This is a genomic window from Streptomyces hawaiiensis, assembly GCF_004803895.1.
GTDB classification, from domain to species: domain Bacteria; phylum Actinomycetota; class Actinomycetes; order Streptomycetales; family Streptomycetaceae; genus Streptomyces; species Streptomyces hawaiiensis.
In genome coordinates this window covers 1175536-1188796 of the sequence record NZ_CP021978.1, presented here as the reverse complement: position 1 = coordinate 1188796, position 13261 = coordinate 1175536, and the positions used below count along the sequence as shown (strand labels likewise).

Below are 13261 nucleotides of genomic sequence, written 5' to 3'. Positions count from 1 at the left end.
GCGAAGACCATGGCGGGGAACGGGGCGCTCAGCGGCGCGGTGATCGCGGTGGCCGGAGCGGGAGGACCCGCGGGCCGGGCCGCACTGCTCAGGCTGGCCGAGGCGGGCGCGACCGTCATCGGCTCGGACAACGATCCGGAACGGCTGGCGGAGGCGGTCGACGCGGCGAGCTATGCGACCGGCGGCGCCACCGTCACCGGTGACACGGTCGATCTGCTGGACCTGGGGGCCACCCGCGACTGGGCCACCCGCGTCGAGAAGGACTTCGGCCATGTCGACGGCCTGGTCCACCTCGTCGGCGGCTGGCGCGGCAGCGAGACCTTCACCCGGACCAGCCTCGACGACTGGGACTTCCTGGAGATGCTGCTCGTGCGCACCGTGCAGCACACCTCCCTGGCCTTCCACGAGGCGCTGCAGCGCAGCGACCGCGGCCGGTACGTGCTGATCAGCGCCGCGGGCGCCAGCAAGCCCACCGCGGGCAACGCCGCGTACGCGGCCGGCAAGGCGGCGGCCGAGGCGTGGACGCTGGCAATGGCGGACTACTTCCGCAAGGCCGGGGGCGCCGAGGGGCCGACGTCGGCTGCTGCGATCCTGGTGGTGAAGGCACTGGTCCACGACGCGATGCGCGCCGATCGACCCAACGCGAAGTTCGCGGGCTTCACCGACGTCAAGGACCTGGCCGAAGCCATCACCAAGGTCTGGGAGAAGCCCGCCGCCGAAGTGAACGGAAACCGTCTGTGGCTCACCGAGAAGCCGTGAACCCGCCGAAGACCGACGCCCGCCGTCATCACGACCCCGAGGTCCGCGGTTTCGCGAGCGACAACTACGCCGGGGCCCACCCGGAGGTCCTCGCCGCCCTGGCCCTGGCCAACGGCGGGCACCAGGTCGCGTACGGCGAGGACGCGTACACCGAGAACCTCCAGCAGGTGATCCGCAGCCACTTCGGACCCACGGCCGAGGCGTTCCCGGTCTTCAACGGCACCGGCGCGAACGTCGTGGCGCTCCAGGCGGTCACCGACCGCTGGGGCGCGGTGATCTGCGCCGAGAGCGCGCACATCAACGTCGACGAGTGCGGGGCCCCGGAGCGGGTCGGCGGCCTGAAGCTGCTGACCGTTCCGGCGCCCGACGGCAAGCTCACGCCCGAGCTGATCGACCGGCAGGCGTACGGCTGGGACGACGAGCACCGGGCGATGCCGCAGGTCGTCTCCATCGCCCAGGCCACCGAACTGGGCACGGTCTACACGCCGGAGGAGATACGGGACCTGTGCGAGCACGCCCACGCGCACGGCATGAAGGTGCACCTGGACGGCTCCCGGCTGGCCAACGCCGCCGCCACCCTGAACGTCCCGATGCGGACGCTCACCAACGCCGCCGGCGTCGACATCCTCTCCCTGGGCGGCACGAAGAACGGCGCGCTGTTCGGCGAGGCCGTCGTGGTCCTCAACCAGGACGCCGTCAGCCACATGAAGCACCTGCGCAAGCTGTCCATGCAGCTCGCCTCCAAGATGCGCTTCGTGTCGGTGCAGCTGGAGGCCCTGCTCGCCCGGGACCTGTGGCTGCGCAACGCCGGTCACGCCAATGAGATGGCCCAGCGCCTCGCCGAGGGCGTGCGGGCCGTGCACGGTGTGGAGATCCTCTACCCGGTGCAGGCCAACGCGGTCTTCGCCCGCCTGCCCCACGACGTGAGCGAGCGCCTCCAGAAGCGGTTCCGCTTCTACTTCTGGGACGAGGCCGCGGGCGACGTCCGCTGGATGTGCGCCTTCGACACGACCGAGGACGACGTGGACGCGTTCCTGGCGGCGCTGAAGGAGGAGATGGCCCGCTAGGGCCGTCGTCGCCGACCATCCGCAGACCTCCGATGCGCATAAGTATGCGGTAGAGCGTAAATCGATTGCCCCGGAGAGGGTCTCGCCCTACGCTCTGCCGCATGCAGCTGATCCAGGAAACTCCCGACCTCTCGGCCTACCTGGCCGCCGATGAGGCGATCGACCATCACCACCCGCTCGTGCGCGAGACAGCGGCGAAGCTCGCCGACGGGGCGGCTAACTCGTATGAATATGCGCGGGTGGCCTTCGAATTCGTACGCGACACCATCCCGCACTCACAGGACTCCGGCGATCTCCGCGTCACCTGGCGTGCCTCCGACGTCCTGGAGCAGCGCACCGGCATCTGCTACGCCAAGGCCCACGCGCTGGCCGCGCTGCTGCGGGCCGAGGACATCCCCACCGCGCTGTGCTACCAGAAGTTCGACGAGGTGCACGGGCTCGTCGCCGTGCGGTTCAACGGGGGCTGGCACCGGCAGGACCCCCGGGGCAACAAGCCCGGTGTCGATGCCCAGTTCTCCCTCGACGGTGAGCGGCTCGCCTTCCTGCCCGATCCCGCGTCCAATGAACTGGACTATCCAGTCTTGTATGCTGCACCGCATCCGGTCGTACTGGACGCCCTCACGGCGGCTCGCGACCGGCCGCACCTCTGGCAGACGCTCCCCACCGCACTCTGAGGCAAGGCGACCATGACGCTCACGCTGACCGTGTCCGACGACGTACGCGCCCTCGCGCCCGGTTTCACCCACGTCGCGATCGAAGCGCACGGCCTGGTCAACGGCCCGAGCAGTGACGCCGGTTCGGCGCTGCTGGACGAAGCGGCACGCCGGCTCGCCGTACGGCTGGACGGGCGGGCGCCACACGAGGACCCGCACATGGCCGCATGGCGCGAGACCTACACGGCGTTCGGCTCGAAGCCGTCCCGCACCCGCAACTCCGCGGAGGCGCTGGCCAAACGGGCCCTCTCGGAGGCCGGGCTGCCCCGCGTCAACCTGCTCGTCGACCTCTACAACGCCATCTCCGTGGCCCACCTGATCCCCGTCGGCGGCGAGGACGTCGACCGCATCGAGGGCGGCATGCGCCTGATCCGCGCCACGGGGGAAGAGGACTTCGTGACCGTCGCCGGGGGCGAGGAGACCATCGAGCACCCCGACGCGGGCGAAGTGGTGTGGCGCGACGACGCGGGCGTGACCTGCCGCCGCTGGAACTGGCGCCAGGGCCCGCGCACCCGGCTCACCGAGCAGACGGCATCGGGCATCTTCCTGCTGGAAAGCCTGGCTCCGATGCCGGTCGCCGAGGTGTCGGCGGCCGCTGCGGAACTCGCCGAACTGCTGGCGAGGTTCAGCCCGGGAGCGGACATCGCCGTCCGTGCTCCGCAGTCCTCCGCCTGAGAGCCGGCCGGGCGGGCGTCAGTGCGCCTCGGCTGCCCGCACCTGCTCCGGCGTCGGGGCCGTGCCGCCGAGGTGGGCCGGCATCCACCAGGTGTCGTCCGGGCCCTTGGGGCGGACGGGGTAGGCGCGCTGTGCCGCCTCGAGGAGCTCCTGGACGCGCTCGCGCAACTGCCGCGTGATGGCGCCCGCGTACTTGTCGCGGGAGGCCTCGATCGCCTCGCCCACCCGGATCGTGATGGGGATGTGGCTGCGCTTGAAGTTGCGCGGGTGGCCCTTGGTCCACAGCCGCTGCGTGCCCCACACCGCCATCGGGATCAGCGGCACGCCGGCCTCCTGCGCCAGGCGCGCGGCACCCGACTTGAAGCTCTTCAGCGTGAACGACTGCGAGATGGTCGCCTCGGGGAAGACCCCGATGATCTCGCCCGACCGCAGCGAGTCCAGGGCGTGCGCGTAGGCCGCCTCGCCCTGCTTGCGGTCCACGGGGATGTGCTTCATCCCGCGCATCAGCGGACCGGAGATCTTGTGCCGGAAGACGGACTCCTTCGCCATGAAACGCACGAGACGTTTCTGCGGCAGCGCCGCCAGGCCGTCGAAGACGAAGTCCAGGTAGCTGATGTGATTGCTCACCAGCACGGCGCCGCCCGAGCGCGGGATGTTCTCCGAACCCTGAAGGTCGATCTTGAGATCCCACACCTTGAACAGCGTGCGGGCGAAACCGACGACGGGACGGTAGACGAGCTCTGCCATGGGCGGGTCGGACCCTTCCTGCTCTGCCTGGGAAGGGATTCCCAGTGGAAGTTACGCAGCCGTAGGTTTACGGCTTGTCGCAGATCGTGCCCGAAGAACGGCCGGGTAGCCAGTCCTCGTGCCCGGCGGCGGCGAGATTCTCGTCACGTCACTCGCCGGTTCCCACCTCGTGCTTTTGCGTCCCCATTACTCCGCGCGGACCGTCACCCGCCGCACGAGCAGGTACAACTCGCAGCCCAGGCAGTACCCGAACGCCGCATTCAGGAAGGCGGCTGCGAGCGCGGCGCCGGTCGCCGCGAGTCCCAGCCAGCCGGGCCCCAGGGTGTAGCCCACGAGACCGAATCCGGCGAAAAGCAGCCCCACCACCTGGGCGAATCGCGGCGGTTCGGGCGCCTCGAACTCCGTCGGCGGCCCGAGCCGCGGCCGTACGGCCCTGGCGAACAGCAGGCCGTACGGGGAGCGGCCGACCCCGCCCGCCGCGCCGAGCAGGAAGGCCAGCGTCTGCCAGGCCAGCAGCCAGGCGTTCCCCGTGACCAGAACGGCCGCCAGGACGGCGGCCGTGACGGCCGCGCCGAAACGCGGCCCCCTCACATCGATGTCCATGGGAACCAAGCATTCCGCAGGATGGCCGGATTGCGGTGGCGGGAATCTTTGCGGTCTCGTGAACGCTTGCAGCAGATGATGACCGGACTGGTGGTGTGCGTGGTGGTGCTCGCGGCGGCGAGCGCCTACGGAGTGCTGCAACGGCGGCGGAGCGGGAGAGTGCGGGTGCGCGGGCGCGACGACGGCAAGCGGCTCGATGCGGCGGAACTGGGCGCGGAACTCGGCGAGCGGGCCACGCTCGTGCAGTTCTCGAGCGCGTTCTGCGCGCCCTGCCGGGCAACCCGGCGGGTCCTGGGCGAGGTCGCCGGCCTGGTGCCGGGCGTGACCCACGTCGAGGTCGACGCCGAGGCTCATCTGGACCTCGTACGGCGGCTGGACATCCTCAAGACCCCGACCGTGCTGGTCCTGGACGCCGACGGCCGGGTGGTGCGGCGGGCCACGGGGCAGCCGCGCAAGGCCGACGTGATCGCCGCGCTCGGGGAAGCGGTGTGACGGGCGGGACGCCGCCAGTGAGCCATCTCCCACATCACGGAACGAGCTTGACTGCGCGTCCCGGTTATCGTCAGCCTGACCCCATGCCTGCGGATCTTCTCGCCACGCCCGACCTCCTGCGCTCGGTCTTCCGGCGGCACGCGGCGGGAGTCGCCGTCATCACCGCTCGTGGCGAGGCGGGTCCGGTGGGATTCACCGCGACGTCCCTGACGTCCGTCTCCGCCGAGCCGCCCCTGCTGTCCTTCGGGATCGGTACCGGCGCCTCCAGCTGGCCCGCGATCGCGGCGGCGGACCACGTCGGTGTCCACGTCCTCGGTGAGCACCAGCAGGAGCTGGCCGCCACCTTCGCCCGCAGCGGCGCCGACCGCTTCGGCCCGCCCACCGCCTGGCGGGAAGGGCCCGAGGGCGTTCCCGTCCTCGACGGCGTGCTCGCCTGGCTGGTGGGCCGCGTCGTCGCGCGCGTGCCCGCCGGTGACCACCGGATCGTGCTCGCCGAGGTCGTGCACGGCGACCCCACCGGCACCGGCCGTCCGCTCCTCTACCACCAGGGACGATTCCAGCGTCTGCGCGACTGAGCCGGGCATCCCCCCGGCTGCGTGACCGTCGAGTTCCGGTTACGCTGCGTTGCGAAGGTCACAGTTCAAAGCGCTTGCTTAGCGGGAACGAACTGGGTGTACTGACGAGTAATATTTCGCTCGGGGCGTGGGTCGCCCCGACCGGGATCGGACGCTAGAGGCGCCTATGCTGCCTGCAAGTAGGCAGCATGGAAATGACGATGCAGTAGGAGAGCCGGCGTGAGCTTGAGGATCGTTGTCACTGTGAAGTACGTGCCCGACGCCACTGGCGACCGGCACTTCGCCGATGACCTGACCGTCGACCGGGACGACGTGGACGGTCTGCTCTCCGAGCTCGACGAGTACGCGGTCGAGCAGGCGCTGCAGATCTCCGAGAACTCCGACGACGACGTGGAGATCACCGTTCTGACGGTGGGCCCCGAGGACGCCAAGGACGCCCTGCGCAAGGCGCTGTCCATGGGCGCGGACAAGGCGATCCACGTCGAGGACGACGACATCCACGGCACCGACGCCATCGGCACCTCCCTGGTCCTGGCCAAGGCGATCGAGAAGGCCGGCTACGACCTGGTCGTCTCCGGCATGGCCTCCACCGACGGCACCATGGGCGTCGTGCCCGCGCTGCTCGCCGAGCGCCTGGGCGTCCCGCAGGTCACCCTGCTCTCCGAGGTCTCCGTCGAGGACGGCACGGTCAAGGGCCGCCGCGACGGCGACGCCGCCTCCGAGAACCTGGAGGCCTCCCTCCCCGCGGTCGTGTCCGTGACCGACCAGTCGGGCGAGGCCCGTTACCCGTCCTTCAAGGGCATCATGGCGGCCAAGAAGAAGCCGGTTCAGTCCTGGGACCTGTCCGACCTCGACATCGAGGCCGAGGAGGTCGGCCTGGAGGGCGCCTACACCACGGTCGACGGCGCGACCGAGCGCCCGGCCCGCACCGCGGGCACGATCGTCAAGGACGAGGGCGAGGGCGGCAAGCAGCTCGCCGAGTACCTCGCGGGCCAGAAGTTCATCTAGGCCCGACGCAGTCGCGATCCGTCCCTCATCTTTCGCAAGCAGGAGAGAAGAAGTCCCATGGCTGAAGTTCTCGTCTACGTCGACCACGTGGACGGCGCCGTCCGCAAGCCCACCCTGGAGCTGCTGACCCTGGCCCGCCGCATCGGCGAGCCGGTCGCCGTCGCGCTGGGCAACGGCGCCGGTGACACCGCCGCCACGCTCGCCGAGCACGGCGCGGTCAAGGTCCTCACGCACGAGGCCGCGGAGTACGCCGACTACCTGGTCGTACCGAAGGTCGACGCCCTCCAGGCCGCACACGAGGCCGTGTCCCCGGCTGCCGTGCTGGTCCCGTCCTCCGCCGAGGGCAAGGAGATCGCCGCGCGTCTGGCGCTGCGTCTGGGTACCGGCATCATCACCGACGCCGTCGACCTGGAGGCCGGCGACTCCGGTCCGGTGGCCACGCAGTCCGTGTTCGCCGCGTCCTTCACCACCAAGTCCCGTGTCTCCAAGGGCACCCCGGTCATCACGGTCAAGCCCAACAGCGCCGCCGTCGAGGCCGCCCCGGCCGCCGGCGCGGTCGAGGCCCTGTCCGTGACCTTCTCCGCGCAGGCCACCGGCACCAAGGTCACCGGCCGTACGCCGCGTGAGTCGACGGGCCGTCCGGAGCTGACCGAGGCCGCGATCGTGGTCTCCGGTGGCCGTGGCGTCAACGGCGCGGAGAACTTCGCGATCATCGAGGCGCTCGCCGACTCCCTCGGTGCCGCCGTCGGTGCCTCGCGCGCCGCGGTGGACGCCGGCTGGTACCCGCACACCAACCAGGTCGGCCAGACCGGCAAGTCCGTCTCGCCGCAGCTGTACATCGCCAACGGCATCTCCGGCGCCATCCAGCACCGCGCCGGTATGCAGACCTCGAAGACGATCGTGGCGATCAACAAGGACGCCGAGGCTCCGATCTTCGACCTCGTCGACTACGGCGTCGTCGGCGACCTCTTCGACGTCGTCCCGGCCCTGACCGAGGAGATCAAGACCCGCAAGGGCTGATCGATTCCGGCTGTGGAAGGCCCCCGTGACCGCGCGAACGGTCACGGGGGCCTCTTCTCATCCCAGGGTCATCGAGGCCTGCACCGGCAGATGGTCGCTCGGATACGTCCCGTCCCTGCTGAAGGTGTTCATCCCGGCCCAGTGCGTGGTCACGCCGGGCGTGGTGAGGATCCAGTCGATGCGCCGCCCGCCGGGCCTGGGCGCCCGATAGCCGTGGTGCGTCCCGTACGCCGGACCCCGCGAGGCCGCCGTGTCCCAGGCGTCCACCAGTCCGATGTCCAGCATGAGGTCGTGCACCCGGTTGTCGTGGGCGGCCGCGTTGAAGTCGCCGGTGACGATGACCGGTAACGACCGGTCCCAGGCGGCGACCGTCTCGCCGATGAGCCCCGCCGAGCGTTCCCGGGCGTACTGGCTGACGCTGTCCAGGTGGGTGTTGAGGACGTAGAACTCCCGTCCCCCGTCGCCGAGATCGGCGAAACGGACCCAGGTCACCATGCGCAGCCAGTCCGCGTCCCAGGTGTTCGAGGCGATCGTGTACGGGGTGTCGGACAGCCAGAAGTGATCGAACTCGATCGGCTCGAGTCTGCGCGTGTCGTAGAAGACCGCCATGAACTCGTCCTTGCTCCCGCCCCCGCGTCCGGTGCCGATCCAGTCGTAGTGCCCGCCGAGGTCCTTCTCGATCGCGCGCACTTGCCGGTAGAGCCCTTCCTGGGTGCCGATGACGTGCGGTCGCTCGCGGCGCAGCAGTTCTCGCATCACCGGTCGGCGCACGGCCCAGCGCGGTGTCTTGTCGACGACGGTCCCGAAGCGGACGTTGAACGTCATGACGTCCAGGGCGCCCGGGTGCTCGCCGGCGGAAGCGGGCTGCGTGGGGCCCGCGGTGGTGAGCAGTGGTCCTGCGATGGCGGCGGCCGCCGCTGCCTTGAGCCCGTGGCGGCGCGTCACTCCGACCTCGTTCGGCACGTGGTCTCCCTCCCCTTGCACGTCAGGATGAAGCTTGCCTTCTGGATACGGAAGATGAGGTCGGGTCGGCAGTGACCAAGGGTGAAGGATGGGGAACCCCACTTCAAGACGGTGTTGACCAGGCCGAAGGTCGGCCGATAACTTCGCTCTACGGATTGTTGATTCCGTACAGCGGAAAAGAGGAGGGTCTCGGAATGGGTCAGGGCCAGCAGGAGAAGGTGGCGACGAGCCTCGCGGGCGCGGTCAGCGAGGAGATCAGCGCCTCCCTCGCGCCGGTCGACGCGGAGCTGGAGCGCCGCTACCCCGGGGACCCCGGCACCCGCCAGCCCGTCCACACCGTCTACGTACCCGGCGACGCCTTCGACGCCGACACCGTCCGCTCCTGGGGCGACCGGGCGCTGGCCGCCCTCGACGAACACGCCCCGGACGCCGCGTCCTTCGCCGCCGTCCTCGGTCTCTCCGAGGAACTCGCCGAGCCCGTCCACGCGCGCGTGCGCGCCAAGCTGGAGCGCGAGCCGATCGAGGACCTGCGCGTCGACTTCGAGGACGGCTACGGCAACCGCCCCGACGCCGAGGAGGACGAGGCCGCCGCCCGCGCCGCCCGGATCGTCGCCGAGGCCTACGAGGACGGCACCGCCGCCCCGTACATGGGCATCCGCATGAAGTGCATGGAGGCGCCCGTACGCGCCCGGGGCATCCGCACCCTCGACATCTTCCTCACCGGACTGATCGAGGCCGGCGGCCTGCCCGGCGGGCTGGTGCTCACCCTGCCGAAGGTGACGTACGCCGAGCAGGTCACCGCCATGGCACGGCTGCTGGACGCCTTCGAGAAGGCGCACGGCCTCGAGCCCGGCCGGATCGGCTTCGAGATCCAGATCGAGACCAGCCAGTCCATCCTCGCCGCCGACGGCACCGCCACCGTCGCCCGCATGATCCAGGCCGCCGAGGGCCGCGCCACCGGCCTGCACTACGGCACCTTCGACTACAGCGCCTGCCTCGGCGTCTCCGCCGCCCACCAAGCCAGTGACCACCCCGCCGCGGACCACGCCAAGGCCGTCATGCAGGTCGCCGCGGCCGGTACCGGCGTACGCGTCTCGGACGGCTCGACGAACGTCCTGCCGGTCGGTCCGACCGCGAAGGTCCACGACGCCTGGCGGCTGCACTACGGCCTCACCCGCCGCGCCCTGGCCCGCGCCTACTACCAGGGCTGGGACATGCACCCCGGCCACATCCCCACCCGCTACGCGGCCGTCTTCGCCTTCTACCGCGAGGGCTTCGAGCAGGCCGCCGCCCGCCTGTCCCGCTACGCCAACCGCACCGGCGGCGACGTCATGGACGAGCCCGCCACCGCCAAGGCCCTCAGCGGCTACCTGCTGCGCGGCCTGGACTGCGGCGCCCTGGACATCGGGGAGGTCGCCCGCCTGGCCGGCCTGACCCGGGCGGACCTGGAGAGCTTCGCGGCGCCCCGGCGCGGGGATCTGACGGCCTCCGCCTGACGGCGTCCGTACGACGTACCGGCCGGCACGTACCGGCCCTGTCACAGCCGTCGCCGGCGGCTTTCGCCGTCACCGCCGCCCCGTAGTCTTTACGCCACGCGCCGAGGGTGTGGGTCGTCGGCGTATCCGCGGTGGGGTCACAGGAACGGGGCAGCGGTGTCAACGGGGGAGTACGGGCAGTCGGACGGGGCCGGACGGCTGCTGGCGGGCCGCTATCGCGTCACGGCGGCGCTGGGGCGTGGCGGCATGGGCGTCGTCTGGAAGGCCGTCGACGAGGTCCTCGGCCGCGAGGTCGCGGTCAAGGAACTGCGCACCTACACCGACGCGGCCGGTCCCGAATTGGCCGATCTGCAGCTGCGGATGCGGCGCGAGGCGCGTGCGGCTGCCCGGGTGCGCCACCCCGGCGTCATCGCCGTGCACGACATCGCCCAGGTCGACGGGCGCCCGATCATCGTCATGGAACTGGTCGACGGGCCATCCCTGGACGACGTCCTGCGCGAGCGCGGCACGCTGGATTCGGGTGAGGCGGCCGGGATCGGCGCGAAGGTCATGGACGCGCTGGCCGCCGCCCACCGCGCGGGCGTCCTGCACCGGGACGTGAAGCCGGGCAACATCCTGCTCGACCGTTCGGGCCGGGTCGTCCTCACCGACTTCGGCATCGCCACGATGGAGGATCCCGGGGACGGTTCGGCCACGCACCTCACGCGCAGCGGCGAACTCGTCGGTTCCCTGGACTACCTGGCCCCCGAGCGCGCCCAGGGCGCCGACCCGGGTCCCGCCTCCGACATCTGGGCCCTGGGCGCCACGCTCTACGCGGCTGTCGAGGGCGCCTCGCCCTTCCGCCGCACGTCCACGTTCTCCACGCTCACCGCGATCGTCACCGAGCCGCTGCCGGAGCCCCGCCGCGCCGGCCCCCTCGCGCCCGTCCTCCAGCGACTGCTGGACAAGCGCCCCGAGTCCCGCCCGGAGGCCGACCACGCCCGCGAACTGCTCCAGGCCGTCGCGGACGGCGGCACGGACGCGCCGACCTCTCCTTTGCGGGGCCCCGCGGTCTCGCCCCCGCGCGCGGAGACGGAGCGCAGCGTCCCGTCGATACCGCCGGGGTTCGGGCCCCCGCAGCAGGACACCGGCGGACCTCAAGAGGGCCCGCGCACACCGGGCTTCGGCACGGCGGCAGCGTTCGGGGCGGCCGGGGTGGCGGGGGCCGCGGGCGACGGCGGCCCGGGGCACTCCGACCCCGGCCACCCCGCGCCGCAAGGCTCCGGCGTGCGGGGCCCGGGAGCCGGCCAGGTCCCGCCGGCGGGCCCGGGTGCGCAGAGGTCGGGTCCCGGCGCGCAGGGGTCGGGCCCTGGGCACTTTGAGAACGCAGGCGCCGGGCATGCGGGGCCCGGGAACCCGGGGCATCCCGGGAATCCGGCGCACGCGGGGTCCGGGAATCCGCCGCACGCGGGGTCCGGGAGCCCGGCGCACGCGGGCCCTGGGAACCCCGCGCACGCAGGCCCCGGGCATGCAGGCCCTGGCCACCCCGCGCACGCAGGCCACGGCCACCCCGCGCATGCCGGACCCGGCCCGCAGGATCCAGGGGCCGGGCCCCAGGGTTTCGGTCCGGTCGGCGCCCGCAGCGCCGCCCACGAGGCCTCCGCTGCCACCGTCCCGGTGATCGCCGACCGCGCGGCGCCCCGCCGCAAGGCTCGCGTCCTGCTCGCGGCCGCGGCCGTCACCGTCGTCCTCGCCGCCGCCGGTACCACGGTCGCCCTGCTCGGCGACTCCGGCGGCAAGGAGACGGGCGCGCGGACCGATGCCGCCCGTGCGGATGCCGGGTCCCCCGAGCCCAGTGGCGCGGACGACGGCTCGAACGCCCCGCGAGCCACGCAACAGGCCGACGACAAGGGCAAGACCCCGTCCTCGAAGCCCCGCGACCAGAAGGACCCCGAGCCCACCGGCCGGGCGACCGACTCGGCCCCTGCCAAGTCCACCGGCGGCGGCACCTCCGGCACCACCGGAGACACCACCGGAGGGACATCGGACGGCGGCACCTCGGGCGGGGTTTCCGGAGGCGGCGCCACGACAGGCGGCGGCTCGACCACCCCGGCCCCGGCCCCGGCCTGCCACGCCATCGGCGGCGGCAAATACAACTGCCAGGTCTGGAAGACCGCTGACTCCTACACCGCCTCCGGCACCAAGGTCGGCATCCTCAAGGCGGGCACCAACTACTTCTACTGCCAGCAGAACCTGGGCCGCCGGGAAACGTCAGGGGAGTGGACCAACGTCTGGTGGGCGAAGACCGACGACGACAGCGGCAACACGAACGTCTGGGTCAGCGACGTCTACATCAAGGGCGGCGACAACGACACGCCGGTCCCCGGGCTCCCGCTCTGCTGAATCCGCGCCGAGGCAGCCACGTACCGCTCGAGACCGGACGCCGTCACCAGCTTCTCCTCGATGAACAGCCGCGTGCCCCGCTCGCACAGCCGCCGGTCCCCGCGGGCCCGCGCACAGAACTCCTCGGGCACGACACCGAACAGCTCCCGCAAGCCCGGCAGTCCGACCAGGAGTTCGGTCAGCAGCTCCCGCTCGCCCGGGTGCGTGCGCGGAGTGCCCGTGCCGTCGTGGAGGACACCGTGCCGGTTGACGTAGGCGTACGCCCCGGGCAGGCGGGTGCCGTCCGCGAGGTCGATCCGGACATCGGACGACGGCAGCCAGGCCCGGTCGAAGTTGCCGCCCGGCACCGGTACGCCCTCGCTCGCGTCGATCACCGCGAGCTGCTCGGCGTCGAGCCACAGCACGAACAGCTCCCGCACGGTGTCCGGGGCGCCGACCGGTGAGGCCGACACGTACCCCATGCGGCTCACATGCGCGGAGACACCGGCGTCGACACCGGTCACCCGGGCCCGCACCATCGGCAGCGGCGACCCGATCCCGAACTCCGTCATCTTGTGCCGCAACTGCCCCGGGCAGCCGTTGGAGCCGATGGCGATGACCGGGGTGCGGTCCTCGTACACCAGCTGCTCCAGCGGCAGGAAGCGGTCCCCGTCGAGGAGCCCGGAATCCGCGGGCCACGCGCCCGGATACAGCAGGGGATGCTCGCGCGGCGCCTCGGCCAGGCCCAGTGCTCGCAGCGTGCGATCGGCGGCGTCGTCCAT

At 71.8% G+C, this 13261-nt stretch carries 14 protein-coding genes; 10 read left to right on the top strand and 4 right to left on the bottom strand.

Translation table 11 applies throughout. The features are described from left to right. The first annotated feature begins 9 nt into the window (after positions 1 to 9). The 4 genes from CEB94_RS05525 to CEB94_RS05510 all read left to right on the top strand — a co-directional run bounded on the left by CEB94_RS05525 (position 10) and on the right by CEB94_RS05510 (position 3214). A complete protein-coding gene (locus tag CEB94_RS05525; RefSeq protein ID WP_175436901.1) occupies positions 10 to 759 on the top strand; it encodes an SDR family NAD(P)-dependent oxidoreductase in 750 nt (249 codons plus the stop codon). Continuing rightward, a complete protein-coding gene (locus tag CEB94_RS05520; protein ID WP_175431092.1) occupies positions 756 to 1826 on the top strand; it encodes a threonine aldolase family protein in 1071 nt (356 codons plus the stop codon). Before CEB94_RS05525 ends, CEB94_RS05520 begins: the two co-directional genes overlap by 4 nt. Before the next feature lie 101 nt (positions 1827 to 1927). Then, a complete protein-coding gene (locus CEB94_RS05515; protein ID WP_175431091.1) occupies positions 1928 to 2500 on the top strand; it encodes a transglutaminase domain-containing protein in 573 nt (190 codons plus the stop codon). Between the two features lie 12 nt (positions 2501 to 2512). Next, entirely contained in the window at positions 2513 to 3214 is a 702-nt protein-coding gene (locus tag CEB94_RS05510; protein WP_175431090.1) for a B3/B4 domain-containing protein, read from the top strand. Between the two features lie 18 nt (positions 3215 to 3232). On the opposite strand, the gene CEB94_RS05505 is transcribed toward CEB94_RS05510, so the two are convergent. Then, positions 3233 to 3961: a lysophospholipid acyltransferase family protein gene (locus tag CEB94_RS05505; protein ID WP_175431089.1), complete on the bottom strand. Its 729-nt coding sequence runs from the start codon at positions 3959 to 3961 to the stop codon at positions 3233 to 3235. Positions 3962 to 4147: 186 nt separating this feature from the next. Then, on the bottom strand, positions 4148 to 4564 hold the full coding sequence (locus CEB94_RS05500; protein WP_175431088.1) for a DUF4395 domain-containing protein: 417 nt from the start codon (positions 4562 to 4564) through the stop codon (positions 4148 to 4150). Positions 4565 to 4642: 78 nt separating this feature from the next. Between CEB94_RS05500 and CEB94_RS05495 the strand changes: the two genes are divergently transcribed. From CEB94_RS05495 to CEB94_RS05480, 4 genes are all read left to right on the top strand, one after another. Next, positions 4643 to 5056: a thioredoxin family protein gene (locus CEB94_RS05495; protein ID WP_175436900.1), complete on the top strand. Its 414-nt coding sequence runs from the start codon at positions 4643 to 4645 to the stop codon at positions 5054 to 5056. An 83-nt stretch (positions 5057 to 5139) separates the two neighbouring features. Beyond that, a complete protein-coding gene (locus CEB94_RS05490) occupies positions 5140 to 5631 on the top strand; it encodes a flavin reductase family protein (RefSeq protein ID WP_175431087.1) in 492 nt (163 codons plus the stop codon). 219 nt (positions 5632 to 5850) lie between these two features. Next, positions 5851 to 6639, top strand: coding sequence for an electron transfer flavoprotein subunit beta/FixA family protein (locus CEB94_RS05485; RefSeq protein ID WP_175431086.1), 789 nt, complete (start codon positions 5851 to 5853; stop codon positions 6637 to 6639). Positions 6640 to 6696: 57 nt separating this feature from the next. Beyond that, entirely contained in the window at positions 6697 to 7659 is a 963-nt protein-coding gene (locus tag CEB94_RS05480) for an electron transfer flavoprotein subunit alpha/FixB family protein (protein WP_175431085.1), read from the top strand. A 57-nt stretch (positions 7660 to 7716) separates the two neighbouring features. On the opposite strand, the gene CEB94_RS05475 is transcribed toward CEB94_RS05480, so the two are convergent. Next, positions 7717 to 8622, bottom strand: a complete 906-nt coding sequence (locus tag CEB94_RS05475; protein ID WP_175431084.1) for an endonuclease/exonuclease/phosphatase family protein — start codon at positions 8620 to 8622, stop codon at positions 7717 to 7719. A 194-nt stretch (positions 8623 to 8816) separates the two neighbouring features. Here CEB94_RS05475 and CEB94_RS05470 point away from each other — a divergent pair, with 194 nt between their 5' ends. Further along, a complete protein-coding gene (locus CEB94_RS05470) occupies positions 8817 to 10118 on the top strand; it encodes a DUF6986 family protein (RefSeq protein WP_175431083.1) in 1302 nt (433 codons plus the stop codon). A 156-nt stretch (positions 10119 to 10274) separates the two neighbouring features. Continuing rightward, a complete protein-coding gene (locus CEB94_RS05465; RefSeq protein ID WP_175431082.1) occupies positions 10275 to 12500 on the top strand; it encodes a serine/threonine-protein kinase in 2226 nt (741 codons plus the stop codon). On the opposite strand, the gene CEB94_RS05460 is transcribed toward CEB94_RS05465, so the two are convergent. Then, positions 12446 to 13261: a hypothetical protein gene (locus CEB94_RS05460; protein ID WP_175431081.1), complete on the bottom strand. Its 816-nt coding sequence runs from the start codon at positions 13259 to 13261 to the stop codon at positions 12446 to 12448. The genes CEB94_RS05465 and CEB94_RS05460 overlap by 55 nt on opposite strands.